Source organism: Xanthomonas sp. LMG 12459 (genome assembly GCF_009192905.1).
Classification (GTDB): Bacteria; Pseudomonadota; Gammaproteobacteria; order Xanthomonadales; family Xanthomonadaceae; genus Xanthomonas_A; species Xanthomonas_A sontii.
The window spans coordinates 1-24,032 of the sequence record NZ_NSGT01000081.1 but is presented as its reverse complement, the minus strand read 5'-3'; the positions used below and the strand labels follow the sequence as shown (position 1 = coordinate 24,032).

General features: G+C 70.5%; 26 protein-coding genes. 19 read left to right on the top strand and 7 right to left on the bottom strand.

Annotation, left to right across the window (positions count from 1 at the left end; translation table 11 throughout):
- The first annotated feature begins 40 nt into the window (after positions 1 to 40).
- Genes CEK65_RS16620 through rlmM form a run of 6 tightly spaced genes read left to right on the top strand, consistent with a single transcriptional unit; the run spans position 41 to position 4,355 of the window.
- Positions 41 to 817, top strand: coding sequence for an AraC family transcriptional regulator (locus tag CEK65_RS16620; RefSeq protein WP_152182406.1), 777 nt, complete (start codon positions 41 to 43; stop codon positions 815 to 817).
- A 39-nt stretch (positions 818 to 856) separates the two neighbouring features.
- Complete coding sequence (locus CEK65_RS16615) at positions 857 to 1,816, top strand: DMT family transporter (RefSeq protein ID WP_152182405.1); 960 nt, start codon at positions 857 to 859, stop codon at positions 1,814 to 1,816.
- A 46-nt stretch (positions 1,817 to 1,862) separates the two neighbouring features.
- Positions 1,863 to 2,243: an STN domain-containing protein gene (locus tag CEK65_RS16610; protein WP_152182404.1), complete on the top strand. Its 381-nt coding sequence runs from the start codon at positions 1,863 to 1,865 to the stop codon at positions 2,241 to 2,243.
- Positions 2,244 to 2,302: 59 nt separating this feature from the next.
- Positions 2,303 to 2,710: a hypothetical protein gene (locus tag CEK65_RS16605; protein WP_152182403.1), complete on the top strand. Its 408-nt coding sequence runs from the start codon at positions 2,303 to 2,305 to the stop codon at positions 2,708 to 2,710.
- The gene (locus tag CEK65_RS16600; RefSeq protein WP_017914178.1) at positions 2,710 to 3,270 is read left to right on the top strand and encodes a nucleoside deaminase; all 561 of its coding nucleotides are present in this window, start codon (positions 2,710 to 2,712) and stop codon (positions 3,268 to 3,270) included. Before CEK65_RS16605 ends, CEK65_RS16600 begins: the two co-directional genes overlap by 1 nt.
- Positions 3,271 to 3,290: 20 nt before the next feature.
- A complete protein-coding gene (rlmM, locus tag CEK65_RS16595) occupies positions 3,291 to 4,355 on the top strand; it encodes a 23S rRNA (cytidine(2498)-2'-O)-methyltransferase RlmM (protein WP_152182402.1) in 1,065 nt (354 codons plus the stop codon).
- A gap of 116 nt (positions 4,356 to 4,471) precedes the next feature.
- Here rlmM and CEK65_RS16590 read toward each other — a convergent pair whose 3' ends face one another.
- Positions 4,472 to 5,521, bottom strand: a complete 1,050-nt coding sequence (locus tag CEK65_RS16590) for a Gfo/Idh/MocA family oxidoreductase (protein WP_226980618.1) — start codon at positions 5,519 to 5,521, stop codon at positions 4,472 to 4,474.
- Between the two features lie 191 nt (positions 5,522 to 5,712).
- Between CEK65_RS16590 and CEK65_RS16585 the strand changes: the two genes are divergently transcribed.
- From CEK65_RS16585 to CEK65_RS16570, 4 genes are all read left to right on the top strand, one after another.
- On the top strand, positions 5,713 to 6,612 hold the full coding sequence (locus CEK65_RS16585; RefSeq protein WP_152182400.1) for an SMP-30/gluconolactonase/LRE family protein: 900 nt from the start codon (positions 5,713 to 5,715) through the stop codon (positions 6,610 to 6,612).
- A gap of 81 nt (positions 6,613 to 6,693) precedes the next feature.
- Complete coding sequence (locus CEK65_RS16580) at positions 6,694 to 7,416, top strand: hypothetical protein (RefSeq protein WP_150410781.1); 723 nt, start codon at positions 6,694 to 6,696, stop codon at positions 7,414 to 7,416.
- 44 nt (positions 7,417 to 7,460) lie between these two features.
- Positions 7,461 to 7,856, top strand: coding sequence for a hypothetical protein (locus CEK65_RS16575; RefSeq protein WP_017915448.1), 396 nt, complete (start codon positions 7,461 to 7,463; stop codon positions 7,854 to 7,856).
- A gap of 186 nt (positions 7,857 to 8,042) precedes the next feature.
- A complete protein-coding gene (locus tag CEK65_RS16570) occupies positions 8,043 to 8,363 on the top strand; it encodes a hypothetical protein (RefSeq protein WP_010340011.1) in 321 nt (106 codons plus the stop codon).
- Positions 8,364 to 8,617: 254 nt separating this feature from the next.
- On the opposite strand, the gene comJ is transcribed toward CEK65_RS16570, so the two are convergent.
- The 3 genes from comJ to ubiH all read right to left on the bottom strand — a co-directional run bounded on the left by comJ (position 8,618) and on the right by ubiH (position 11,708).
- On the bottom strand, positions 8,618 to 9,106 hold the full coding sequence (comJ, locus tag CEK65_RS16565) for a competence protein ComJ (protein WP_152182399.1): 489 nt from the start codon (positions 9,104 to 9,106) through the stop codon (positions 8,618 to 8,620).
- Between the two features lie 212 nt (positions 9,107 to 9,318).
- Positions 9,319 to 10,497, bottom strand: a complete 1,179-nt coding sequence (locus tag CEK65_RS16560) for a UbiH/UbiF family hydroxylase (RefSeq protein WP_152182398.1) — start codon at positions 10,495 to 10,497, stop codon at positions 9,319 to 9,321.
- Positions 10,494 to 11,708, bottom strand: a complete 1,215-nt coding sequence (gene ubiH / locus CEK65_RS16555; protein ID WP_152182397.1) for a 2-octaprenyl-6-methoxyphenyl hydroxylase — start codon at positions 11,706 to 11,708, stop codon at positions 10,494 to 10,496. Before ubiH ends, CEK65_RS16560 begins: the two co-directional genes overlap by 4 nt.
- Before the next feature lie 143 nt (positions 11,709 to 11,851).
- Here ubiH and CEK65_RS16550 point away from each other — a divergent pair, with 143 nt between their 5' ends.
- From CEK65_RS16550 to CEK65_RS16510, 9 genes are all read left to right on the top strand, one after another.
- Positions 11,852 to 12,436: a hypothetical protein gene (locus tag CEK65_RS16550; protein ID WP_152182396.1), complete on the top strand. Its 585-nt coding sequence runs from the start codon at positions 11,852 to 11,854 to the stop codon at positions 12,434 to 12,436.
- 5 nt (positions 12,437 to 12,441) lie between these two features.
- On the top strand, positions 12,442 to 12,996 hold the full coding sequence (locus tag CEK65_RS16545) for a cob(I)yrinic acid a,c-diamide adenosyltransferase (RefSeq protein ID WP_017913876.1): 555 nt from the start codon (positions 12,442 to 12,444) through the stop codon (positions 12,994 to 12,996).
- A 24-nt stretch (positions 12,997 to 13,020) separates the two neighbouring features.
- A complete protein-coding gene (locus tag CEK65_RS16540; protein WP_152182395.1) occupies positions 13,021 to 13,926 on the top strand; it encodes a histone deacetylase family protein in 906 nt (301 codons plus the stop codon).
- A gap of 163 nt (positions 13,927 to 14,089) precedes the next feature.
- A complete protein-coding gene (gene lptD / locus CEK65_RS16535; protein ID WP_152182394.1) occupies positions 14,090 to 16,441 on the top strand; it encodes an LPS-assembly protein LptD in 2,352 nt (783 codons plus the stop codon).
- Complete coding sequence (locus CEK65_RS16530; RefSeq protein ID WP_152182393.1) at positions 16,438 to 17,799, top strand: peptidylprolyl isomerase; 1,362 nt, start codon at positions 16,438 to 16,440, stop codon at positions 17,797 to 17,799. The genes lptD and CEK65_RS16530 overlap by 4 nt, the downstream gene beginning before the upstream one ends.
- 3 nt (positions 17,800 to 17,802) lie before the next feature.
- A complete protein-coding gene (gene pdxA / locus CEK65_RS16525; protein WP_150410672.1) occupies positions 17,803 to 18,780 on the top strand; it encodes a 4-hydroxythreonine-4-phosphate dehydrogenase PdxA in 978 nt (325 codons plus the stop codon).
- A 129-nt stretch (positions 18,781 to 18,909) separates the two neighbouring features.
- Positions 18,910 to 19,704, top strand: a complete 795-nt coding sequence (gene rsmA / locus CEK65_RS16520) for a 16S rRNA (adenine(1518)-N(6)/adenine(1519)-N(6))-dimethyltransferase RsmA (RefSeq protein WP_043093102.1) — start codon at positions 18,910 to 18,912, stop codon at positions 19,702 to 19,704.
- A gap of 333 nt (positions 19,705 to 20,037) precedes the next feature.
- A complete protein-coding gene (gene apaG, locus CEK65_RS16515) occupies positions 20,038 to 20,421 on the top strand; it encodes a Co2+/Mg2+ efflux protein ApaG (protein WP_010340000.1) in 384 nt (127 codons plus the stop codon).
- Positions 20,421 to 21,344, top strand: a complete 924-nt coding sequence (locus CEK65_RS16510; RefSeq protein ID WP_017916442.1) for a symmetrical bis(5'-nucleosyl)-tetraphosphatase — start codon at positions 20,421 to 20,423, stop codon at positions 21,342 to 21,344. Before apaG ends, CEK65_RS16510 begins: the two co-directional genes overlap by 1 nt.
- A gap of 127 nt (positions 21,345 to 21,471) precedes the next feature.
- On the opposite strand, the gene CEK65_RS16505 is transcribed toward CEK65_RS16510, so the two are convergent.
- From CEK65_RS16505 to lgt, 3 genes are all read right to left on the bottom strand, one after another.
- Positions 21,472 to 21,978 (bottom strand): dihydrofolate reductase, encoded by a 507-nt coding sequence (locus tag CEK65_RS16505; protein WP_193314819.1) that lies wholly within the window; start codon positions 21,976 to 21,978, stop codon positions 21,472 to 21,474.
- Positions 21,979 to 22,067: 89 nt separating this feature from the next.
- The gene (locus CEK65_RS16500) at positions 22,068 to 22,862 is read right to left on the bottom strand and encodes a thymidylate synthase (protein WP_026144081.1); all 795 of its coding nucleotides are present in this window, start codon (positions 22,860 to 22,862) and stop codon (positions 22,068 to 22,070) included.
- Complete coding sequence (lgt, locus tag CEK65_RS16495; RefSeq protein WP_152182392.1) at positions 22,859 to 23,767, bottom strand: prolipoprotein diacylglyceryl transferase; 909 nt, start codon at positions 23,765 to 23,767, stop codon at positions 22,859 to 22,861. The genes CEK65_RS16500 and lgt overlap by 4 nt, the downstream gene beginning before the upstream one ends.
- Between the last annotated feature and the right edge of the window lie 265 nt (positions 23,768 to 24,032).

The window sequence follows — 24,032 nt, the reverse complement described above, 5'->3', positions numbered from 1 at the left end:
GCCCTTCCCCCGCCACCGCCCGCGCGCTAGCGTAACGGGCATGTCCCCCGCCTCGTCCTTCAGCCTGCGCAGCTACGGCCGCGACGGCGCCGCCCATCAGCACGACCACGTGCAGTTGGTGCTGCCGTTGCACGGCTCGATGGAACTGGAGGTGGACGGCCGCGGCGGCTATCTGGACCGTTTCCGCGCCGCGGTGGTCGCACCGCAGACCCGGCATGCGCAGTCCGCGCTGGATGCCAACCGCTTCCTGATCGTCGATTGCGCCGCCGATGCCTTCGGCGACGACGCGCTGGAGCGCCTGCGGCGACAGCCCTTCCTCGACCTGCCGCCGCCGCTGCAGGATCTGCTCGCCGACCAGACACCGCATCCGGACCTCGCTGCCGTCCATGCACGAGCCGGCGCCGCCGTGCTGGCCTGGCTGCAGGCGGGCACCGCGCCGCGCGGCTGGCAGCGGCTGCAGGCGCTGTGCCGACGCATCGAGGCCGCGCCCGGCCAGGACTGGCCGGTGCGGCGCATGGCGCAGCTGGCGCACCTGAGTCCGAGTCGCCTGCACGCGCTGTTCCGCGCCGCATTCGGGCGCACGCCGCAGGACTGGGTGGCGGCACGGCGGCTGGACTGGGTGCGCCGACAGCTGGCGCATGGCAACCGGCCGATCGCCGACCTGGCCCAGGACAGCGGCTATGCCGACCAGAGCGCGCTGACCCGCGCGCTCAAGCGCAGCACCGGGCAGACCCCGGCCGCCTACCGCCACCGTCATCGCCCGGCGCCAGGACAGGAGTCTGGGACAAGCCGGCCGCTGCCGGCGCCGGCATGCTGAGCCGTCACGGCTGACACGGCCGATACGGAAACGAACCGCATGCGCGAACGTCTATGGGCAGGGGTCGGCACCGGCATGGTCGCGGGCGCGATGTGGGGCCTGGTGTTCCTGGCGCCGCAACTGCTGAGCGCTTTCTCGCCGCTGCAACTGGCCATCTCGCGCTACCTGGCCTACGGCGCCATCGCCGCCGTGGTGCTGCTGCCGCGCTGGCGCGCCGCGACCGCGCCGCTGGGCGCGCCCGAATGGTGGGCGCTGCTGCGCCTGAGCCTGCTCGGCAACATCGTCTACTACGTGCTGCTGGGCAGCGCCGTGCAGTGGGCCGGCGGCGCCGCCACCGCGCTGATCATCGGCCTGCTGCCGGCGGCGGTCACCGTCATCGGTTCGCGCGCGGCCGGCGCGGTCCGCCTGCGCCGGCTCGCCGCGCCCTGCGCGCTGTGCGTGCTCGGGGTGGCGCTGGTCGCGGTGCAGACCCTGGCCGTGGCGCGGCCGCACATTCCCGCCAGCCTCGGCCTGCGTGCGGCCGGCCTGGCCTGCGCAGTCGGCGCGCTGGCGTGCTGGACCGCCTACTCGATCAAGAACGCGCGCTGGCTGCGGCGGCGCCCGGACCTGTCCGGCCGCGACTGGTCGCTGCTGACCGGCGTGGTCACCGGCGCGCTGGCCCTGGGCCTGGCGCTGCCGGCGTTCGCCCTGTCGGGCACGGCCCATGCCGGCGCCGACTGGATGCGCTTCTGGGGCATGGCGCTGGTGCTGGCGCTGTTCGCTTCGGTGATCGGCAACGCCTGCTGGAACCACGCCAGCCGGCTGCTGCCGCTGACCCTGGTCGGGCAGATGATCGTGTTCGAGACCGTGTTCGCGCTGCTGTACGGCTTCCTGTGGGAGCAGCGGTGGCCGACCGCGCTGGAACTGCTGGCGATCGCCTGCCTGCTCGGCGGCGTGCTGTGGTGCACCCTGGTGCATGCGCGGCCGCAACCCGCCGTGCGCGAAGCCAAGCCCGGTTAAGCGGCGCTGCCTAGACTGGCGCAGGTCCTCTCACGGGAATCGCGCCATGCACACCGTCCTGCGCCGTTGCTGTCCCGCTCTTGTCCTAGTCGCCGCACTGGCTGGCTGCCACGCCTCCAACGCGCCATCCGGCGCGGCGCCGAACCCGGCCGCCAACGCCAGCGCACCGGCGGCAACCGGCAAGTGCGACACCGTCCCCGACCATGCCTACGACCTGCCGGCCGGGCGCTTCGATGAGGTCTCGCAGCAACTGGCCCACGCCACCGGCTGCATGGTCGTGTATCGCGATCCCGGCCTCGCCTCGCTGCCGGTCAACGCGGTGAAGGGACAGGTCAGCATCCGCAAGGCGCTGCACCAGGCGCTGGACGGCACAGCGCTGCGGATCTCGGAGGAAAGCGCCGACGCGATGACGGTCGTGCGCCGCTGACCCGGCGGCGGCGCGGTGGGTTGCTACCATGGCCGCACTCCACCGCACGGAAGATCGCCATGCCCCGTCATTTCGCGTCGTTGCTGTGTTCCCTGTGTCTGCTCGCCGGCATGCTGCTGTCCAGCGCCTGCGCGCGCAGCGAGACCGCCAAGCCGGCGGTGCCGGCACCGACGCCGACGGCGTCCGCACCGGGCCTGCCGATCAAGGTCGACACCAGTTGCCGCACCGATGCCGACTGCACCGTCAAGAACGTCGGCAACTGCTGCGGCGCGATGCCGGCCTGCGTCAACCGCGACAGCCCTACCGATCCGCAAGGCGTGATGGCGCAGTGCCAGGCCAGCGGGCGCATGAGCGTGTGCGGCTCGCGCGCGATCGCCGGCTGCTCGTGCGTGGCCGGGCAATGCAGCGCGCGCCCCGCGCAAGCCGATACACTGCGCGCCCCCCAGCCTGCCGAACCCGTCCGCTGATGCTCTACGCGCAAGTCCACCTCACCCTGCCCGCCTGGATCCACGAGGCGGTCGATCCGCAGGCCGTCTACGCCAGCGATGCCGACAAGGTCGCGCTGGCGGTGGAACTGTCGCGGCTGAACGTGGACGCCGGCAGCGGCGGCCCATTCGGCGCGGCGGTATTCGGCCCGGACCACCGCATCATCGCCGTCGGCGTGAATCGCGTGGTACCGCAGACCACCTCGCTGGCGCATGCCGAGAACATGGCCTACATGCTGGCCCAGCAGCGCCTGCAGACCCCGCGGCTGAACGCGGTGCTGTCGCCGGTGACCCTGGCCACGTCCTCGCAGCCGTGCTGCCAGTGCTACGGCGCGACCATCTGGGCCGGCATCGACCGCCTGTTGATCGGCGCCAGCGCCGAGGACGTGATGGCGCTGACCCCGTTCGACGAAGGCCCGCTGCCGGCGGACTGGGTCGGCGAGCTGCAGCGCCGCGGCATCGAGGTGGTGCGCGGCCTGCACCGCGACGCCGCCTGCGCGGTGCTGCGCCGCTACGGCGAACTCGACAGCCCCCGCTACTGACCCCGCCGGAAGGCTTGCCCATGTCCTCCGAGAACGGCCCGCTGGTCCATGGCCTGCTGTGCTACTGCCGCCCCGGCTTCGAACCCGAACTGGCGGCCGAGCTCAACGCCCGCGCCGGCGAGGCCGGGCTGGCCGCCTACGCGCGCACCGAGCGCAACAGCGGCTACGCGCTGCTGCTCAGCGACACGGCGGTACCGGCACAGGCGCTGCCCTGGCGCGGGCTGATCTTCGCCCGGCAGAAGCTGCAGTTGCTGGCCGACCTGCGCGAGCTGCCGGCCAGCGACCGCATCGCGCCGATCCTGCAGGCGCTTGCCGGACAGCCGCGCTTCGGCGACCTATGGGTCGAACATCCGGACTCGGACGCCGGCAAGCCGCTGTCGGGCCTGGCGCGCAGTTTCGGCAACGCGCTGCGCCCGGCGCTGCGCAAGGCCGGCCTGCTCAGCGACAAGCCGCAGCCGCGGCTGCCGCGCCTGCACGTGTGCTTCGCGACCGGCACCCACGCCCTGCTGGCGGTGGCCGACAGCGAGGACAGCGCGCCGTGGCCGCTGGGCATTCCGCGCCTCAAGCTGCTGCCGGAGGCGCCCTCGCGCTCGGCGCTGAAACTGGAAGAAGCGCTGCTGGCGCTGCTGACCCCGCACGAGCGCGAGACGCTGCTGCGCCCGGGCATGCGCGCGGCCGACCTCGGCGCCGCCCCCGGCGGCTGGACCTGGGTGCTGACCCGCCAGCACCTGCACGTGACCAGCGTGGACAACGGCCCGCTGCGCCAGCACGTGCTCGACAGCGGCCTGGTCGACCACCTGCGCGCCGACGGCTTCCACTGGAAACCGCCGCAGCCGCTGGACTGGATGGTCTGCGACATGGTCGAGCAGCCGCGCCGCGTCGCCGAGCGCATGGCCACTTGGTTCCGCGAGGGCTGGTGCCGGCACGCGATCTTCAACTTGAAGCTGCCGATGAAGAAGCGCTGGGACGAGACCCGGCTGTGCCTGGACCTGTTCGCCGAACGCGCCGAGCGCCCGCTGCAGTTGCGCGCAAAGCAGCTCTACCACGACCGCGAAGAGATCACGGTGCTGGCGATACCGGGCTGAGCGGTCGCGCGTCCACATGCGGTGTTTCGTAGCAGCGGCTCGACCGCGATGGGTTTCCCGGGAAAGCCATCGCGGCTGAAGCCGCTCCTGTGACGAGCGCATTGGCGCCGCCACCGCTACAGCACGATCCGCGCCCCGTCCTCCCGCGCCGAGCGCTGGATGGCATCGACGATGCGCATGTCGCGCAAGCCTTCCTCGCCAGGCACGCGCAGCGGCGTGCCCTGCAGGATCGCCAGCGCATCCTCGTCCATCTGCAGCGCCTGCTGGTGGTGCACCCGCGCGTCGAACAGGCGGCCATCGCTGGCCCGGCCGCGCACGCCGTCGTAGGCCTGGAACGGCGCCAGTTCGTACCAACCCTTCGCGCACTCGGCGCGCAGCAGGTTCATGGTGCGGCCGAAGCTGGCCGCGCAGCTGGCGGTCACCTCGTGCGGGAACTCCAGGGTGAAGTGCATGTGCTCGTCGACCTCGTCGAACAGCGCCGGCCGATCGGTGGAACGCCGCGCGCTGACCGCCAGCGGCTCGGCGCCGGTCGTGTAGCGCGCCGCGTTGAGCGGATACACGCCCATGTCGTACATCGCACCGCCGCCGTACTGCGCGTGCAGCCGCCACGGACGCTGCGCCGGGTCGGTGTCGCCATAGCCGGCATAGCCCGCCTCGGCGCGCACGCTACGCATCGCCCCGAACGGGCGTTCGCCGGCCAGGGCGATGAGGCGCCGGGTGTTGGGCTCGTGCTGCATGCGGTAACCGATGCTCAGCCGCACCTTGTTGCGCGCGCAGGCCTCGATCATCGCCTGCGCCTGCTCGGCGTGCAGCGCCATCGGCTTCTCGCACCACACGTGCTTGCCGGCGGCCGCGGCGCGCAGGCTCAGCGGCGCATGCAGATGGGTGGGCGTGACCACGTAGACCACGTCGATGTCCGGGTTGTCGGCGATGCGCTCCAGCTCGTCGTAGCTGTAGACGTTGCGATCCGGGATGCGATAGCGCGCCTGCCACTGCGGGATCTTCTGCGGCGAGCCGGTGACGATGCCCGCCAAGCGACAGTGCCTGGTCAGGGCGAGACCCGGGGCCAGGCGGTTGCTGGCGTACTCGCCCAGCCCGACCAGGGCCACGCCCAACGGCTTGCGGCGACGCGCCGGCGTGGCCGCCCACGTGGACGCTCCGAGCATACCGGCGGCGGTGGCGGAGAGGCCGGCCAGCAACAGGCGGCGGCGATTCGGCGAGGACGGCTCCATGCGCAACTCCGACCGGAAGGATGCTTCACCCTAACCGCTGACGCGGCATCGGCACTGTGAGCGCTATCGCGCGATGCCCCGGGGCCTCTGGCACACTGCCGCCTCCCCCGCCGTCCGGACACCCGATGCGCTGCCGCCCACTGCTTGCCGCCCTCGCCCTGCTGCTGGCTGCCCCGGCCGGGGCGCAGGAACCCCTGTTCCACGCCCGCGACCTGGTCGGCGATGGCGTATTCACCGACAAGATCGAAGGTCCGGCCACCGGCCCCGATGGTGCGCTGTATGTGGTCAACTTCGCCCACGACGGCAGCATCGGCCGGGTCCAGCGCGATGCGAACGGCCACGCGCAGGCCAGCCTGTTCGTGGATCTCCCTGCCGGCAGCATCGGCAACGGCATCCGCTTCGACCGCCGCGGGCGCATGTACGTTGCGGACTACGGCCAGCACCGCATCCTGCGCATCGCCCTGCGCAGCAAGCGCATCGAGGTCTACGCCACGCTGCCGGGCGCGTTCCAGCCCAACGACATCGCGATGGCGCCGGACGGCACCCTGTACGCCAGCGACCCGGACTGGAAGCACGACGGCGGCCAGCTGTGGCGCATCGACCGCGACCGCAGCGCGCACCTGATCGAAACCGGCATGGGCACCACCAACGGCATCGAGGTCAGCCCCGACGGCAAGCGCCTGTACGTCAACGAGAGCGCGCAGCGGCGGATCTGGGTCTACGACCGTGCGGCCGACGGCGCCGTCTCGAACAAGCGGCTGTTCGCCAGCTTCGCCGACGCCGGCCTGGACGGCATGCGCTGCGACGTCGACGGCAACCTGTACGTGGCCCGCTACGACGCCGGCAAGGTGATCGTGCTGGCCCCCGACGGCACGCTGCTGCACGAGGTCGCGACCAAGGGCCGCAAGCCCACCAACCTGGCCTTCGGCGGCGCCGACGGGCGCGATGTCGACGTGACCCTGCAGGACCGCGGCGCGATCGAAACCTTCCGCAGCGACCGCCCCGGCCGCGAGCACGGACGCTGATGGGATGCGTATCGCAGCGGCGTCTCAGCCCGCGCAATGGTCCCCTGGCATCCTGGCTGCACTGACTGGAGGGCCGCGCACATGCAGCCGATCGAACTGAACAACCCGGCCGGCTTCGCCGACGAATTCCTGCGCCTGACCCTGCTGCAGGGCTTCCAGTCGCTGACCAAGCGCGACCTGGAACTGCTGATCTTCGTGTTGCTGGAACGCGACGGCGCGATCTCGCGCAGCGATTCCAACAACGCGGTGGCGATGCGCCTGCGGGTGACCCCGGCCAAGGTCAAGGGCCTGCGCCGCGACGGCTATGCGCGCTGGCGTGCGCTGGTGCCGGAGGACAACGAGGCGGCGCTGCAGCGCATCGTCGCCACAGTGCTCACCGAGGACAACCTGCGCGCCGGGGCCAAGCACGTCAGCGAGCGCAGCAAGAAGGACGGCTTCCTGGCGATCCGCATCGAGCATCCCGACGACCAGCAGCGCTTCGAACAGGCCATCGTCGACGTCGGCGCTATGCCCGTGTACGAGCGCAACCGCGACGTGATGGCGGTGCGCTTCGACACGCTGCTGAAGATCGCCGAGCGCTGGGGCTACCTGCAACCGGAGCCGGACAAGGTGACGCACGAACTGCAGAAGCTGGCGCCCACCGCCGAAGAGGTCGCCGACCTGTTGAAGAAGGACGTGAGCAAGCTACGCTGGGAGGACGTGCGCCGCGCCCTGAACAGCCTCGGCGCCAAGGCCGTCGCCAGCACCGCCGAGGGCGGGCTGAAGGGCCTGTTGAAGCTCGCGTTTCCGTTCATCCCCGGCTGAGCCGGGGCCGCCATCCATCGCCATACCGGAGTTGCGTTGTGTCCATGTCCTGCCGTTCCCTCGCCCTGCTCTGCTGCCTGTGCGCCTGCGTCGCGCCGGCCGCGGCGCAGAATCTCAACACTGCCTCCAGCGCCACCACCGAGCCGCTGCGCGACGTGCCGGTCAACGTGCGCGCGCAGCCGCTCAGCAATGGCGTGGTCACTCACCAGGTGCAGTTGCCGGCCACGCCCGGCGAGGCGCAGGTGACCGTGCGCAGCATCCAGCCGGACCGTGTGGCCGGCAGCTACCGCATCGACTTCGAGGCGCTGGACACCGACCACGACGGCTACATCAGCCGCAGCGAAGCGCAGGCCAATCCGTCGCTGGCCGACGAGTTCGACGCGCTGGACACCACCCGCAGCGGTCGCCTCAGCCGCGCGCAGCTGGCCGGCTGGCTGTAGCTGCACCAGAGCGCGTCCGGCGCCGCCATGGCGGGCGCCGGCGCACCCTCGGTCGCGCTGCAGGGTGCATTGGAAACGCTTGCTAAACAGCGCCGACGTGCAGATGCGAACGCCCGATTTTTTTAGCGTCGATTAATTCGGCCAGGCCTATGTTCTTGACTCCTTCCCAGCAACAGGAGTCGTGCCATGAACCGCATCGTTCCTCGTCTCGTCCCGTTCGCGTTCGCGCTGCTTGCCGCGCCGGCGCTGGCCATGGCGCAGTCGGCGCCGGACGAAGTGACCCTGCACCAGAACGGCCAGATCATCAATGTCACCTCGGTCGAACCGAACTCGATCGTCGGCGACTACCACATCGATTTCGCCAAGCTCGACCGCAACCATGACGGCTACATCAGCCGCGCCGAAGCCAAGGCCGACCCGACGCTGTACGCAGAGTTCGATGCCGTCGACGTGCATCACCACGGCCGGCTGAGCAAGGCCGACCTGGAAGGCTGGATGTCGACGTGACGCGACCCACGCGTAGACTGACCCGCACCCTCTCCACCACGCGCGCCGCCTGCGGCATTCCCGCCGCATGCGGCGCGATTGTTTTCTGAAGCGACAACACCGCAGACACCGGCAACGCGAGCGCCACAGCATCGCGCAACCGCCTCACCCACACTGACGCCGCCATCGCCGCTGCATCGACCCGATCTCCTCGCAGCGCGTGTCTTCCACCACGCCACCCCGCCGCTCGGCCTCGCCCACCGCGCTGACGACAGCTACAGCAGTCCCTCCTGCAGCGGCGCATCCCGCACCCCGCCCCAGGGATCGTCCAGCAGATAGCGCGCCGCGACCGGCTGCGCCGCCGGCACCAGGGTGAGCCGGTAATACACCTCGTCGTCGCCTTCGCAGACTTCGTAGTACAGCGCGTAGTCGCCAGGCTGCAGCGCCAGTGTCACATCGAAGGTCTCGGCGGCAGACGCCACCTGCACCCGCGCATCCGGATTCACCCGGAACGGCACCTGCATGCGCCGCTGCGCACGCGGATCGGGCGCGAACGCCTCGGCCAGCACCAGGTGCACCTGCGCGCCGAACGCGTCCTCGGGCAACGGATCGAACACCACGTAGTCGCGATGCAGGACCGCGCCCTGCTCCAGATTGCGCGGCCCCCAGCGGCAGGCGGCCTCGTCGAAGGCGCGGGCACGCAACTGCACCTGGCTGTGGGAGATCAGCAGATCCACGGTCTGCGTCCGGGTCGCGTCTTGCATCGTCGTTCTCCATGGCAGGAACGCGGCCTGCGTGCTGCGCTTCGCGCCCTACCCTCACACCAACCCCTCTTCCGAGGGGAGAGGGGCTCAAGCAAACCAGCCGAAGCTGACTCTTCCTTCTCCGTGCCCCCGAAGGGGCGGATGAGGGTACGGGCGCCGCTCGGCGCGCGTGGTCGAATCCTGCGGCCGCCGTGTCCGGCCGGAGCGTGCGCTTACACGCCGGACGCGCGCTTCCAGAACCCGTGCATCAACAGCGGCAGCTTGCCGGCCAGGCCCAGCAGCGGGCCGCGCAGCAGGGTCAGGTGCAGGTCGTCGTTGGAGAACAGGCGGTTGATCGCGTCGAAGCCGTAGGCGGCGACGGTGTTGTCGCTGCGACGGCCGCGCGCCCAGCGCGCCAGCCGCTGCGGTGCCGCCCAGTCGACCCGCTGCGCCTGCGCCTGCCGCACCAGCGCCGCCAGCGCGGCGACGTCGCGCAGGCCGAGGTTGACGCCCTGCCCGGCCAGCGGATGCACCACGTGCGCGGCATCGCCCAGCACCAGCAGGCGGCCGCGCTGGTAGGCCTCCACCAGTTGCCGGCGCAGCGGGAAGCCCAGCCGCGGCGACAGCGCGCGCACCGCGCCCAGGCGGGCGCCGAAGGCCTGGGTCAGTTCGACGCCGAACGCCGCATCGTCCAGCGCCAGCACCCGCGCCGCCTCGGCTTCGGGCAGCGTCCACACGATCGAGCTGCGGCCATCGGCGAACGGCAGGAACGCCAGCGGGCCGCCCGGCAGGAAACGCTGCCAGGCCGTGTCCTGGTGCGGCTGTTCGGTCTGTACGAAGGCGACCACGCCGCGCTGGCCGTAGTCGTGCGCCGGCGCGTCCAGCCCGGCCAGGCCGCGCACCGTGGACTCGGCGCCGTCGGCGGCGATCGCCAGACGCGCGTCCAGGCGGCTGCCGTCGTCCAGGCGCAGGCGCGCACGCTCGGCCGACGGCTCCAGCGCCTCCACCCGTGCCGGGCAATGCACCTGCACGCCGGCCGCCGGCAGCGCCGCCCACAGCTGTTCGACCAATAGATTGTGTTCGACGATCCAGCCGAGTTGGTCGCGGCCCAGGGTGTCGGCGTCGAAGGCCAACTCGCCACCGCCGCCGGCATCCCACACGCGCATGCGCCGGTACGCGCTGGCGCGGCCGGCGAGGACCTGCGGCCACACGCCCAGGCCCTGCAGCAGCGCCGCATTGTCCGGGGCGAAGGCATAGACGCGCAGGTCCGGCGTGTCGGCCGACCAGCGCGGCGGCTCGCGACCCTCGACCAGCGCCACCGCCAGGCCTTCGCCGGCCAGGGCCAGCGCGCAGGCCGCGCCGACCACGCCGCCGCCCACCACCACCACATCCAGCACACCGCGCCGGCTCATGCGCGCGTCTCCCGGCACAGCTGCGGCACATCGCCGCGGAAGCCCATCGCGCCGCCGACCAGGAACGACTGCAGCGGCGCGGCCTGCGCCGCCGCCAGCAGGCCCAGGCTGCGCAGCGGGCGCAGCAGCGGGGTCGGATTGGCGGTCAGCCGCGCCAGCCCGCCGGAGAACGTCACCGTGCGCTGGCGATCCTGCTCGCGGCGCTGCGCGTACTGCTGCAGCAGCGCCGGCGCGCCCGGGTCGGTGCCGTCGCGCTCGATCAGTTCGGCCAGGGTCAGCGCATCGCGCAGACCCAGGTTGAAGCCTTGCGCGCCCAGCGGGTGCAAGGTCTGCGCGGCATTGCCCAGCAGCACCGCGCGCGCATCGGTCAGCCGCTCGGCCAGCACCTGCACGATCGGATAGGCACTGCGCTCGCCGCTACCGAGCAGGCGGCCGACGCGCCAGCCCAGCGCGTCCTGCAGCCGCTGCAGCCAGGCCCCCTCGTCCAGCGCCGCCACCGCGTCGGCGTCCTCGGCGGCCACCGCGTGGATCGCGCCGTAATGGCGGTCGCCGCGCGGCAACAAGGCCGTCGGGCCGTCGTCGCGGAAGCGCTCGTAGGCGGTGCCGTCGGGCTGGCGGCTGCCGCGCACCCGCGCCACGAACAGGGTCTGCTGGAAATCGTGGCGCGTTGCGGCGATGCCCAAGGCCTCGCGCACCGCGCTGGCGCTGCCGTCGGCGCCGACCAGCAGCCGCGTGTGCAGGACCTGCTCGCTGCCGTCGCGGGCGATGCGCAGGCGGCGCTCGCCCTCCTCGGTGTCGGCCTCCAGCGCCACGAACTGCGCCGGGCGGTAGCGGGTCAGCTGCCGCGTCGCCGCCAGGCTGGCCTCCAGCGCCTCGCCGAAGTCGCGCGCGACGACCACCTGGCCGAAAGCCTCGCGTCCGTAGTCGGCGGCTTCCAACCGGACCCGGCCGAAATCGCCGGCGCGGCTGACGTGGATGCGGCGGATCGGGCCGGTCGGCGCGCGCAGCCGCTGCATCACCCCAAGCGCGCTCAGCGCGTTCACCGTGGCGGCAGCGAAGCTGAGGTTGCGCTGGTCGAATACCGGCGGCAACGCGCCCGGCGGCGCGGCCTCGACCAGGCCCACGTCCACCCCCAGCCGGTCCAGGGCGATGGCCAGGCTGGCGCCGACCAGGCCGCCGCCGACGATCACTACGTCATGTCGTTTGCTCATCCGGCCATGATACGACCCGCACCCGTCTGGCCGGTGAGCGCCACCGCCCAGCTTGCGTGCCGTGGCGGCAGCGGCGCACGGCGCTCGCGCGCGCCGCGCTTCCAGTAGAATCCGGGGTCTTACGTGCCCCGGTGCCCGCCGTCATGACGCCTTCCACCCACCGCCTCCCCGCCCTGCTGCTGTTGACCGCGCTGCTGGCCGCGACCCGCATCAACCACTTCGGGGCGATCCCGGACGCGTCGTGGGCGGTGTTCTTCGTCGGCGGCTTCTACCTGCGCAGCTGGACCCGTTGGGCGTTCCCGCTGCTGATGGCGCTGGCGGTGCTGGTCGACTACTTGGTCATCCGCAGCCAGGGCCTGGATTTCTGGCAGCACTACTGCGTGTCGCCGGCCTACTGGTGCCTGATCCCGGCCTATTTCGTGCTGTGGGCCGGTGGCGCCTGGCTGGCGCGGCGCTACCACGGTGCCGACTGGCGCGCTCTGGGCCTGGCCGCCGGCAGCCTGCTGGTGGCGGTGGCGCTGTGCCACCTGCTGGCGCAAGGCAGCTTCTACTGGGTCAGCCGCAGCGTGCCGAACCCGACACTGGCCGGCTGGTGGCAGAACTACAGCGACTGGCTGCTGCCCTACCTGGGCAGCGCCAGCCTGTATGTGGCGCTGGCCGCTGCGATCCAGGTCGGCGTCGAGCAGCTAGCGCGGCTGGGCCAGCGCGGCCAGCCGGTCGGTCACTGACCGGGATGGGCAACCGCCTCTCCAAGATCTACACCCGCACCGGCGACGACGGCAGCACTGGCCTGGGCGACGGCAACCGGGTCGGCAAGGACTCGGCACGGGTCGCCGCCTACGGCACCGTGGACGAAGCCAACTCGGCGATCGGCGTGGTCCTGGCCTGCCCGCTGGCCGAGGACGTGCGGCACCTGCTGACCGCGATCCAGCACCAGTTGTTCGATCTCGGCGGCGAGCTGTGCATCCCCGGCCATGCTGCGATCCATGCCGCCGACATCGACGCACTGGAACGGCACCTGGACCGCTACAACGACACCCTGCCGCCGCTGCAGGACTTCATCCTGCCCGCCGGCGGCGAGGCGGCGGCGCGCTGCCACCTGGCCCGCACCATCGTGCGCCGCGCCGAGCGCGAGACGGTGGCGCTGTCGCGGCAGGACGCGGTGCGCCCGGAAGCGGTGCGCTACCTCAACCGCCTGTCCGACCTGCTGTTCGTGCTGGCACGGGTGCTGGCGCGGGCCGACGGCCACGGCGAAGTGCTGTGGCGCCACGACCGGCGCCAGGCCTGAGCGACGCCCGGGCCGCGGCCGCGCATGCTGATCTATACCCATCCTGCCTGCCTGGGCCACGCGCCCGGACCGGAACACCCGGAACGGCCGCAGCGCCTGGAGGCGGTGACCACCGCGCTGCGCGAGGCCTTTCCCGCGCTGGAATGGCGCGAGGCGCCGCTGGCCAAGCTCGGCGACCTGGCCCGGGTCCATGAGCGCGAGCTGATCGATCGCGTTCTGGCCGATCTCGACGGCCCGCAAATGCTCGACGTGGACACGGTCCTCTCGCCCGGCTCGCGCGCGGCCGCACTGCGCGCCGCCGGCGCCGGCGTCGCCGCCGTCGATGCGGTGATGCACGGTGTCAGCGACACCGCCTTCTGCGCGGTGCGCCCGCCCGGCCATCACGCCACCGCCGACACCGCGATGGGCTTCTGCCTGTTCAACAACGTCGCCGTGGCCGCCGCGCACGCCCGCGACGCGCATGGGCTGGAGCGGATCGCCATCGTCGATTTCGACGTGCATCACGGCAACGGCACCCAGGCGATCTTCGAGCGCGAGCCGAAGGTGCAGTACCTCAGCACCCACCAGTCCGGGCTGTTCCCGCACACCGGCGGGGTCCACGACCGCGGCGTCGGCAACCTGCACAACGCGCTACTGCCGCCGGGCAGCGGCGGCTTCCGCTTCCGCAACACCTGGGCCGACCAGATGCTGCCGCTGCTGGACGCGTTCAAGCCACAGCTGCTGCTGATCTCGGCCGGCTTCGACGCGCACATGCGCGACCCACTGGCCGACCTGATGCTGGAGACCGAGGATTTCGGCTGGATCACCGCCGAACTGCGCGCAGTCGCGCAGCGGCACGCGCGCGGCCGAGTGGTGTCCCTGCTGGAAGGCGGCTACGACCTGCAGGCCCTGCGCGAGGGCAGCGTCGCCCACGTCGACGCGCTGCGCTGAGGGTCCGCGCCCGCGCGGCGGCGGCCGCGGCGCGGCACGCCCGGATCGAAACCCCGCTCCGCCAGGCCGATGAACCCCGTCCCCCGCCCCGGGGACGCCTTCATTGCCCCTATGCACGGGATGGGGCAAGCTAGCGACCGTTTTCGCCCGATACCTGACGCGCGTGCGCCGAACCCTTCGCCTGCTCCCTCTTCCGTTCAGTATCGCCCTGTGCCTGCCGGCATTGGCGGCTGAAAAGCCGCCGAACTGGGGCCTGTGCCCGACCCCGGACGTGCTGCCCAAGTTCGACGACGCGCAGCAGCCGGATCCCAAGCTGGCGCAGAACCGCGAGCAGCAGCCGACCAATATCGAAGGCGACCAGCTGTCGGGCACCACCACCATCCCGAACTACACCGGCAACGTCGCGCTCAAGCGCGGCGACCAGTTCATGGGCACGGACAGCCTGCGGGTGGACACCGAGACCGGCAATTACATTGCCGAGGGTCACGTGCGCTACCAGGACTCGTCGATCCGCATGATCGCCGACCGCGCCGAGGGCAATCAGGACACCGACACCCACAAGATCACCAACATCCGCTACCAGTTGCTGGCCCGCCGCGGCAACGGCAAGGCTGACTCGGTCGACCTGCAGGGCGCGCTGGGGCAGATGCACCGCTCCACCTACACCACCTGCGACCCCTCGCAGCGGGTGTGGGAGCTGCACGCGCCGGAAATCGACGTCGACAACGACGAAGGCTTCGGCACCGCGCGCAACGCGATCCTGAAGATCTACAACTTCCCGATCCTGTACGCGCCCTGGTTCAAGTTCCCGATCGACGATCGCCGCAGCAGCGGTTTCCTGTTTCCGGCGATCGGCATGTCCAGCCGCAACGGCTTCGACTACACCCAGCCGTACTACCTGAACCTCGCGCCGAACTACGACGCCACCCTGTATCCGCGCTTCATGGCCCGCCGCGGCCTGATGCTGGGCAGCGAATTCCGCTATCTCTACGACGGCGGCAAGGGTGAGCTGCAGGCCGCCTACCTGCCGGACGACAAGTTGCGCGACAAGGATCGCGGCCGCTTCAGTTACCAGGGCTACCACAACATCAATTCGCAGTGGCAGGCGCGCGCCTCGCTGGCCTGGGTCAGCGACGAGCGCTACACCGAAGACTTCTCCAACCGCCTGCTCGGCAATGCGGTGTCCAACATTCAGAGCACGATCGGCGTCTACGGCACCGGCGAGACCTGGACCGCGGGCGTGATGGCCGACCGCTGGCAGCTGACCGACTACACCCTGACCGAGGATGCGCTGCCGTACAACCGCCAGCCGCGCGCCTTCTTCAACTGGGACCAGTCGTTCGGCAACTATTTCGAAGCCGGCCTGTACAGCGAAGCGGTGCGCTTCGTGCACGACGATATCCATCAGAAAACCACCGACGGCACCTACGAACGCACCGGCGTGGTCACCCCGCGCCCCGGCGGCAGCCGCCTGGACCTGAAGCCCTACATCTCGATGCCGCTGGCCGGCGCCGCCTGGTTCCTCAAGCCGACCCTGGCCTGGCGTTATACCGCCTATCAGCTGGACAAGGATCTGGCGGCCACGCTCGGCGGCGACACCACGCCCTCGCGCAGCCTGCCGATCGCCACGGTCGATGCGGGCGTGTACTTCGACCGCGATACCAAATGGGGCAACACCAACTATCTGCAGACCCTGGAACCGCGACTGTTCTACCTGTACACGCCGTACCGCGACCAGAACGATCTGCCGATCTTCGACACCCGCGAGTTCACCTTCAGCTGGGGCCAGTTGTTCCGCGATTCGCGTTACACCGGTGCCGACCGCCAGAACGACGCCAACCAGCTGACCATGGCCCTGAGCTCGCGCCTGCTGCGCCAGGACGACGGCAAGGAAAAGTTGTCGGTCAGCCTCGGCCAGATCCTGTATTTCAGCGATTCGCGGGTCAGCCTGCCCAACAGCGACACCACCATCGAGCAGGGCAAGTCGGCCTGGGTGGCCGATGCCAACTACATGATCAACGATCGCTGGAACCTGGGCGCCACCTACCAGTGGGATCCCAAGTACCGGCGCAAGGACCTGGCCAGCTTCCGCGCGCGCTACCTGATGCCCGGCGACGGCATCGTCAATATCGCCTACCGCTACCGCCGCGATCTGCTGGAACAGGCCGACGTGTCGTTCCTGTACCCGATCAATCCGACCTGGAGCGTCGTTGGCCGGCATTACTACTCGCTGATGGACAAGAAGCCGCTGGAAAGCATCCTCGGCGTGCAGTGGGACAGCTGCTGTCTGGCGGTACGGGCGCTGGCGCGGCGCTACGTGCGCAACCGCACCGGCGCGCTGGATACCGCCTTCCAGATCGAGTTCGTGCTCAAGGGGCTGTCGTCCCTGGGCCAGGACACGGACCGCGTTCTGCGCCGTGCTATCCTCGGCTACAACCGCGACGACCTGTACTTGGTCCCGCCCAGCAACACCACGACCGATCCGGACGCTTACGATCCGAACCAGATTCCATGACCAAGACCCTTTCTGTTTTTCTCGCCGCCCTGGTGGCGATCGCCGGCGTGTCCGCTCCGGCCGCCGCGCAACAAACCCAACCGCTGGACCGCATCGCCGCGGTGGTCGACGAGGATGTCGTACTGCAGAGCGAACTGGATCGTGCCGTGCGCAACGTGAAGGCGCAGTATGCCGGCCGCGAGGCGCAGCTGCCGCCGGATAACGTGCTGCAGCGGCAGGTGCTGGAGCGTCTGGTGCTGGTCAAGCTGCAGGTCGCGCGCGCCAACAGCACCGGCATCCGCGTCGGCGACGACGAACTGAACCGCGCCATCGCCAGCATCGCCCAGCAGAACGGCACCGACGTGGACGGCCTGCGCAAGAAGCTGGCCGCCGACGGCATGTCCTACACCGACTTCCGCAACTCGGTGCGCGACGAAATCACCGTGCAGCGCCTGCGCCAGAGCTTTGCGCAGAGCCGCATCAACGTCAGCGAGGCCGAAGTCGACGCGGCGCTGACGCAGCAAGCCACCACCGGCACCCAGTACCACCTGGCGCACATCCTGGTCGGCCTGCCGGAAGGCGCCACCGCCGAGCAGATCAAGACCGCCCAGGGCAAGATCGACGGGGTCAAGAACCTGATCGACAAGGGCGAGATCGATTTCAACGCCGCGGCGGTGCGCTATTCCGACAGCCCCAACGCGCTGGAAGGCGGCGACCTGGGCTGGCGCAGCCTGGACGAGATCCCCAACGCGTTCGCGCAGCTGATCCGCGACATGAAGCCGGGCCAGGTCGCCGGCCCGCTGCGCGGCCCCAGCGGCTTCCAGCTGCTGAAGCTGGTCGAAGTGCGCGACGCCTCGGCCAATCCGGAAAAGAAGACGGTCACCGAGTACCACGCCCGCCACATCCTGATCCGGGTCAACGATGCGCAGCCCGACGCGGTCGCCAAGGCCAAGATCGAGACGCTGCGCGCCCGCATCGCCGGCGGCGCCGACTTCCAGGCCGTGGCCAAGGAAGCGTCGGAAGACACCAACAGCCGCAGCCAGGGCGGCGATCTGGGCTGGTTCCCGGCCGACGCGTTCGGCCCAGACTTCGGCCAGCACGTCGCGAGCCTGCAGGACGGCCAGATTTCGCAGCCGTTCCGCACCGAGGCCGGCTGGCACATCGTGCAGCGCGTCGGCGAGCGCCAGACCGACGTGACCAGCGATACCCAGCGCGCCCAGGTCCGCGAGACCATCGGCCGCCGCAAGCTGGAAGAGGAATACAACCGCTTCCTGCAGGAAATGCGCGGCGAAGCCTACGTCGACCTGCGCGTGGGCAACACCGACGCCGCCACTGCGCCGGCGGCCACGCCCGCGCCGGCGCCCGCCGCCAAGCCCTGATCCATGCGCCCCTCGCTCGCGCTGGTGCCGGGTGAGCCGGGCGGGATCGGCCCGGAGCTGTGCGTGCGGCTGGCGCAACAGCCGCGTCACGATTGCCAGCTCCTGGCCTTCGCCGATCCCGACACCTTGCGCGCCGCCGCGGCGGCGCTGTCGCTGCCGCTGCAGCTGCTGCCCGAATCCAGCCCCGCCCTCGCCCCTGGCGACCTGCGCCTGCGCACGGTCGCCAATGCCGTGCCCAGTCGCTTTGGCGCGACCGAACCGGCCAACGCAGCTGCGGTGATCGCCGCACTGACCCAGGCGGCCGATGCCTGCCTGAGCGGGGAACTGGACGGCGTGGTGACCGGCCCGGTCCATAAAGCGGCGATCAACGCCGGCGGCATCGCCTACACCGGCACCACCGAACTGCTGGCCCAACACGCCGGCCGCGAGGTGGTGATGATGCTGGCCAACGCCATCGTGCGCGTGGCCCTGGTCACCACCCACCTGCCGCTGCGCGCGGTCGCCGATGCACTCACGCCGGCCCTGCTGGAACGCAGCCTGCGCATCACCGAGGCCGCCTTGCGTCGCGAGTTCGGCATCGCCGCGCCGACCATCGCGGTGCTGGGGCTGAACCCGCATGCCGGCGAGGATGGCCACCTGGGCCTGGAGGAAATCCAGCTGATGCAGCCGGTGCTGGACGCCTTGCGCGCGGAAGGCATGCGCCTGCTCGGCCCGTTGCCGGCCGATACCGCGTTCCTGCCGCAGAAGCTGGCGAGCGTGGATGCGGTGCTGGCGATGTACCACGACCAGGGCCTGCCGGTGCTCAAGTACAGCGGCTTCGAGCAGGCGGTGAACCTGACCCTGGGCCTGCCCTACCCACGCGTGGCGGTCGACCACGGCACCGCACTGGAGCTGGCCGGCCGCGGCGTGGCCGACCCGTCCAGCCTGTTCGCTGCCACTGCGCTGTGCGCGCAACTGGCGGCGCGCCGCGCGCAGTCCTAGGCGCATATCCGGGCGGCGTTCGCGATCTGCCGCAACCAGGGCGCGCCCGGTGATGCCGGCCGCGGCTGAAGCCGCTCCTGCGTCGCTGCGAGCGCGCGCCGCCCCGTGCATGCCGATAAAATGCCGGCCATGACTTCCTCTTCCGGCTTCGGCGCCCCGGCCAAGAAATCCCTTGGCCAGCACTTCCTCAGCGATCGCCACTACATCGACAGCATCGTCCGCGCGGTCGATCCCAAGCCGGGCGACCGGCTGGTCGAGATCGGCCCCGGCCAGGGCGCGATCACCTTCCCGCTGCTGCGCCGGCATGGCCGGCTGACCGTGATCGAATTCGACCGCGACCTGATCGCGCCACTGACCGCGGCGGCGGCCGACGTCGGCGAACTGACCATCCTCAACCGCGACGTGCTGTCGGTGGATTTCGCCGCCCTGGCCGAGGGCGCGCGCATCCGCCTGGTCGGCAACCTGCCCTACAACATCTCCTCGCCGATCCTGTTCCATGCGCTGGACCACGCCGCGGCGATCGCCGACATGCACTTCATGCTGCAGAAGGAAGTGGTCGACCGCATGGCCGCCGACCCGGGCAGCAAGGTCTACGGCCGGCTCAGCGTGATGCTGCAGGCGTACTGCGAGGTGACCTCGCTGTTCGTGGTGCCGCCGGGCGCGTTCCGGCCGCCGCCGAAGGTGGATTCGGCCGTAGTGCGGCTGGTGCCGCGGCCGCCGCAGACGGTGGGCATCGCCGATCCCAAGCGCTTCGCCGACGTGGTCCGCGCCGCGTTCGGGCAGCGCCGCAAGACCCTGCGCAACGCCTTGAACGGCGTCTGCGATGCCGCCCAGTTCGAGGCCGCGGGCGTGCGTCCGGACGCGCGCGCCGAGCAGCTCGAGGTCGGCGACTTCGTGCGCCTGGCCAACATCGCGCACGCCTGAGCGGACGTCCCGCGCGGCGCGCGCATGCATGCGTGGTTCGAACCTCTGCGCACGCGTTGCTCCGCTCCTTGCATGTCGGCGTAGGCGTCGCCGACCTGCGCCGTAGACATGGTGAGGACGGCGCCGCCTCGACACCGCAGCGTGGCAAGCCGCACAACACAGACCGCCACCGCGAACGACGGCCCTCCTGCGCACTGCCCGCGGCAACAACAGGCCCGCACGGGTGGCGCGCGCAGGCGGCAGCCAGGGCCACTGCCACGCGCCAGCGACCTCGCGATGGAAACCGCTGACGCATCTCGCCTCAAACGGCAAAACACGCTCTAAACTGTGGGGATGAACGATGACGCCCCCTATCGGATCGAGGTCGAAGTGTCGCCCCGATTCCTCGACGACCAATCGGCGCCGGAGGACGGACGCTACACGTTCGCCTACACGATCCGCATCCACAACCGCGGCCGCGTCGCCGCGCGCCTGATCGCCCGCCACTGGGAGATCACCGACGGCAACGGCCGCATCGAACGCGTCGACGGCGACGGCGTGGTCGGCGAACAGCCGCGGCTGCGCCCGGGCGAGGATTTCCGCTACACCTCCGGGCTGGTACTGGAGACCGAGCACGGCACGATGCGCGGCCACTACGACATGGAAGCCGACGACGGGACCCATTTCATCGCCGCGATCGCGCCGTTCGTGCTGTCCGTCCCGCGGACCCTGCACTGATGGCGGTCTGGGCGATCGGCGACCTGCAGGGTTGCTACGACATCACCCAGCAGTTGCTGGAGAAGATCCGCTTCGATCCGGCGGTGGATCGGCTGTGGTTCTGCGGCGACCTGGTCAACCGCGGCGGGCAATCGCTGGAGACCCTGCGCCTGGTGCACTCGCTGCGCGAGCACAGCGTGGTGGTGCTGGGCAACCACGACCTGTCGCTGCTGGCGATCGGCGAGCGCAGCCCGGACGAACAGCGCAAGGTCAATCCGGACCTGCAACGCATCGTGCTGGCCGAGGATCGCGACGAACTGCTGACCTGGCTGCGCATGCAGAAGCTGCTGCATGCCGACCGCCAGCTCGGCTGGATGATGATCCACGCCGGCCTGGCGCCGAAGTGGACCACCGCGCTGGCCGAGAAGCATGCACGCGAGGTCGAGCAGCAGCTGCACGGCAACGGCTACCGCAAGCTGTTCCGCAACATGTACGGCGACCGCCCGGCCTGGTCGCCGGGCCTGACCGGCTACGACCGCTCGCGCGCGATCATCAACCTGTTCACCCGCGCCCGCTACTGCACCCCGCGCGGGCGCATCGCGATCGAGGAAAAGGGCACGCCCGGCACCCAGGCGCAGGGTCTGTATCCGTGGTTCGAGGTGCCGGGGCGGGTCGAGCGCGACCTGAAGATCGTCTGCGGACACTGGTCGACGCTGGGCCTGACCATCACCCAGGGCGTGCACGCGATCGACACCGGCGCGGTCTGGGGCGGCAAGCTCACCGCGTTGCGCCTGGACAGCGAGGACCTGCAGGTCGTACAGGTCCCGGGCCGGCCGGTGCAGGGACCGCCGCCGGCGGCGCGCACCGCCACGCCGCGGCGGCGCAGCGCACCGAACCGTGGACAACCGGCGCCGGCTGCCTCTGCTGCGCCCGAGCAGGAATAGGTCTAACGCGAGACGTTGCGGTTTCGCAGGAGCGGCTTCAGCCGCGACAGGCGTTCCCGGGAATGCGTGTCGCGGCTAGCTGCTCCTAACAATCCCGGCATGTGCGCCGGCATCCGCCAGCCGCTGCTTACACCGCGCCCGCCCGGCGCCGGTAATCCACGAACTCGAAGGCCAGCGCATGCCGCGCATCCACCGGATGCGCCTGCCGCGCCACCACCTCCCATTGCGCCGGATCGAACGCGGGAAAATGCGCATCGGCGCCGTCGACCACGGTGTCGACATGGGTGAGGTACAACACGTTGGCCAGCGGCAGGGTCAGGGCGAAGATGTCGCCACCGCCGATCACCGCCAGCTCCGCAGCGCCGGCCGCGCGCGCCGCGTCGATCGCCGCCTGCAGCGACGCCACCGCCTGCATGTCCGCGAACGGCACCTGCCCGGAACGGGTCATCACCAGATTCAAGCGCCCGGGCAACGCGCGCCCCAGCGACTGCGCGGTCTTGCGCCCCATCAGCACCGGCTTGCCCAGGGTCAGCGCCTTGAACCGCTTCAGATCGTCCGGCAGGCGCCACGGCAAGTCGTTGTCGCGACCGATCGCATTGGCCCGATCCAGCGCCGCGATCAGGCTCAACTGCAGCGAGGTGCGCGTAGACGGCTCCAAATCCGTCCCCGCCGCCACTGCCGCCTTTTCCGATTCCCCATTCTCCATTCCCCGCTCCCCGCCACTCACACCGCCACCGGCGCCTTGATCGCCGGATGCGGGTCGTAGCCCTCGATGGCGATGTCGTCGTAGGTGAAGGCGAACAGATCGGTCACCGCCGGATTCAGCCGCAGCTGCGGCAACGGCCGCGGCGTGCGTGCCAGTTGTTCGCGCGCCTGTTCGAAGTGGTTGGAATACAGATGCGCATCGCCCAACGTATGCACGAAATCGCCCACGCCCAGGCCGGTGGCCTGCGCCACCATGTGGGTCAGCAGCGCATAGCTGGCGATGTTGAACGGCACGCCCAGGAAAATGTCGCCGCTGCGCTGGTACAGCTGGCAGCTGAGCTTGCCGTCGACCACGTAGAACTGGAACAGGCTGTGGCAGGGCATCAGCGCCATCTGCGGCAACTCGGCCACGTTCCAGGCGCTGATCACCAGCCGGCGCGAATCCGGGTTGCGCTTGATCTCGTCCACCAACCACTGCATCTGGTCGATCTCGCGACCGTCGGCACCGGTCCAGCGCCGCCACTGCTTGCCGTACACCGGGCCGAGTTCGCCCTGCGCGTCGGCCCACTCGTCCCAGATGCTGACCTTGTTGTCCTTGAGATAGGCGATGTTGGTCTCGCCCTTCAGGAACCACAGCAACTCGTGCACGATCGAGCGCAGGTGCAGCTTCTTGGTGGTGACCAGCGGGAAGCCGTCGTTGAGATCGAAGCGCATCTGCCAGCCGAACACGCTGCGCGTGCCGGTGCCTGTGCGGTCGGATTTCTCCGCGCCGCGCTCCAGCACGTGCTGCAGCAATTCCAGGTACTGCTTCACTTGCTCACCTCCGGCGGCGGCACCGGCTGCAGCACCGGCGCGCTGCGCGAGCGCCACAGCAGGAACAGGCCGAGCAGGATCAGCGGGATGCTCAACTGCTGGCCGCGGGTCAGCCAATGGAACGCCAGGTAGCCGAGTTGCGCATCCGGCACCCGCACGAATTCCACGGCGAAGCGGAACACGCCGTACAGCAGCGCGAACAAGCCGGACACCGCATAGCGCGCGCGCGGCTTCATCGAGAACGTCCACAGCACCACGAACATCACCAGCCCTTCCAGCGCCGCTTCGTACAGTTGCGACGGATGGCGGGCATAGCGATCGAGCAGGCCCGCGGCGTATTGCTGCTGCAATTGCGCGCTGCTCATCAAGCTCTCCAGCGCTGGCGCGTTGGCCACGCCGTCCTGTATCGGCGCGTGCGGGAAGATCACGCCCCAGCCGGCGTGGGTCAACTTGCCCCACAACTCGCCGCCGACGAAATTGCCGATGCGGCCGAAGCCCAGACCCAGCGGCACCAACGGCGCGATGAAATCGACGGTATCGAAGAAATGCAGGCGCGCCTTGCGCGTCCACCACAAGCAGGCCGCCAGCACGCCCAGCAGGCCGCCGTGGAAGCTCATGCCGCCGTCCCACACCTTGAAAATCAGCAGCGGGTCGGCCAGGAAATCGGACAGTGCGTAGAACAGCATGTAGCCGATGCGCCCGCCCAGCACCACGCCGAGCATCGCGTAGAACAGCAGATCGGAGAAGCCGTCCTCGTTCACCCCGGGCAGGCGCCCGGCGCGGATGCGGCGGCGGCCCAGCCACCAGGCCGAGATGAAGCCGGCCAGATACATCAGCCCGTACCAATGCACCTTCACCGGCCCGAACGAGAAGGCGATGGGATCGATCTGGTGGAGATAGGTCATGCGCAAACGTCGGCCGGGGGCAAAGAGTGCCTATTCTGCCACCGACTCCGCTGCCTGCCGCGCCTACGGACGGCGCAGCGGGGTAGCGCTTCATCTGCTGGCAGGCGCACGAATCTGCCACCGACCGCCCCCAGGACAATATGCTCAGCCCAGCCGCCACGTGCCCCTCGTTGCTTGTGGGAGCGGCCCATGTGGCCTCCAGGCCATCAGCGGCAACGAGCAGAGCCATCGGGTTCACTCCGGCGCTATCGCGTCGGGACTGAAG

Coding starts and splice junctions, on each gene's coding strand:
- CEK65_RS16620 (WP_152182406.1), top strand. CDS start 41: ATGTCCCCCGCCTCGTCCTTCAGCCTGCGCAGCTACGGCCGCGACGGC.
- CEK65_RS16615 (WP_152182405.1), top strand. CDS start 857: ATGCGCGAACGTCTATGGGCAGGGGTCGGCACCGGCATGGTCGCGGGC.
- CEK65_RS16610 (WP_152182404.1), top strand. CDS start 1,863: ATGCACACCGTCCTGCGCCGTTGCTGTCCCGCTCTTGTCCTAGTCGCC.
- CEK65_RS16605 (WP_152182403.1), top strand. CDS start 2,303: ATGCCCCGTCATTTCGCGTCGTTGCTGTGTTCCCTGTGTCTGCTCGCC.
- CEK65_RS16600 (WP_017914178.1), top strand. CDS start 2,710: ATGCTCTACGCGCAAGTCCACCTCACCCTGCCCGCCTGGATCCACGAG.
- rlmM (WP_152182402.1), top strand. CDS start 3,291: ATGTCCTCCGAGAACGGCCCGCTGGTCCATGGCCTGCTGTGCTACTGC.
- CEK65_RS16590 (WP_226980618.1), bottom strand. CDS start 5,521: ATGCTCGGAGCGTCCACGTGGGCGGCCACGCCGGCGCGTCGCCGCAAG.
- CEK65_RS16585 (WP_152182400.1), top strand. CDS start 5,713: ATGCGCTGCCGCCCACTGCTTGCCGCCCTCGCCCTGCTGCTGGCTGCC.
- CEK65_RS16580 (WP_150410781.1), top strand. CDS start 6,694: ATGCAGCCGATCGAACTGAACAACCCGGCCGGCTTCGCCGACGAATTC.
- CEK65_RS16575 (WP_017915448.1), top strand. CDS start 7,461: ATGTCCTGCCGTTCCCTCGCCCTGCTCTGCTGCCTGTGCGCCTGCGTC.
- CEK65_RS16570 (WP_010340011.1), top strand. CDS start 8,043: ATGAACCGCATCGTTCCTCGTCTCGTCCCGTTCGCGTTCGCGCTGCTT.
- comJ (WP_152182399.1), bottom strand. CDS start 9,106: ATGCAAGACGCGACCCGGACGCAGACCGTGGATCTGCTGATCTCCCAC.
- CEK65_RS16560 (WP_152182398.1), bottom strand. CDS start 10,497: ATGAGCCGGCGCGGTGTGCTGGATGTGGTGGTGGTGGGCGGCGGCGTG.
- ubiH (WP_152182397.1), bottom strand. CDS start 11,708: ATGAGCAAACGACATGACGTAGTGATCGTCGGCGGCGGCCTGGTCGGC.
- CEK65_RS16550 (WP_152182396.1), top strand. CDS start 11,852: ATGACGCCTTCCACCCACCGCCTCCCCGCCCTGCTGCTGTTGACCGCG.
- CEK65_RS16545 (WP_017913876.1), top strand. CDS start 12,442: ATGGGCAACCGCCTCTCCAAGATCTACACCCGCACCGGCGACGACGGC.
- CEK65_RS16540 (WP_152182395.1), top strand. CDS start 13,021: ATGCTGATCTATACCCATCCTGCCTGCCTGGGCCACGCGCCCGGACCG.
- CEK65_RS16530 (WP_152182393.1), top strand. CDS start 16,438: ATGACCAAGACCCTTTCTGTTTTTCTCGCCGCCCTGGTGGCGATCGCC.
- pdxA (WP_150410672.1), top strand. CDS start 17,803: ATGCGCCCCTCGCTCGCGCTGGTGCCGGGTGAGCCGGGCGGGATCGGC.
- rsmA (WP_043093102.1), top strand. CDS start 18,910: ATGACTTCCTCTTCCGGCTTCGGCGCCCCGGCCAAGAAATCCCTTGGC.
- apaG (WP_010340000.1), top strand. CDS start 20,038: ATGAACGATGACGCCCCCTATCGGATCGAGGTCGAAGTGTCGCCCCGA.
- CEK65_RS16510 (WP_017916442.1), top strand. CDS start 20,421: ATGGCGGTCTGGGCGATCGGCGACCTGCAGGGTTGCTACGACATCACC.
- lgt (WP_152182392.1), bottom strand. CDS start 23,767: ATGACCTATCTCCACCAGATCGATCCCATCGCCTTCTCGTTCGGGCCG.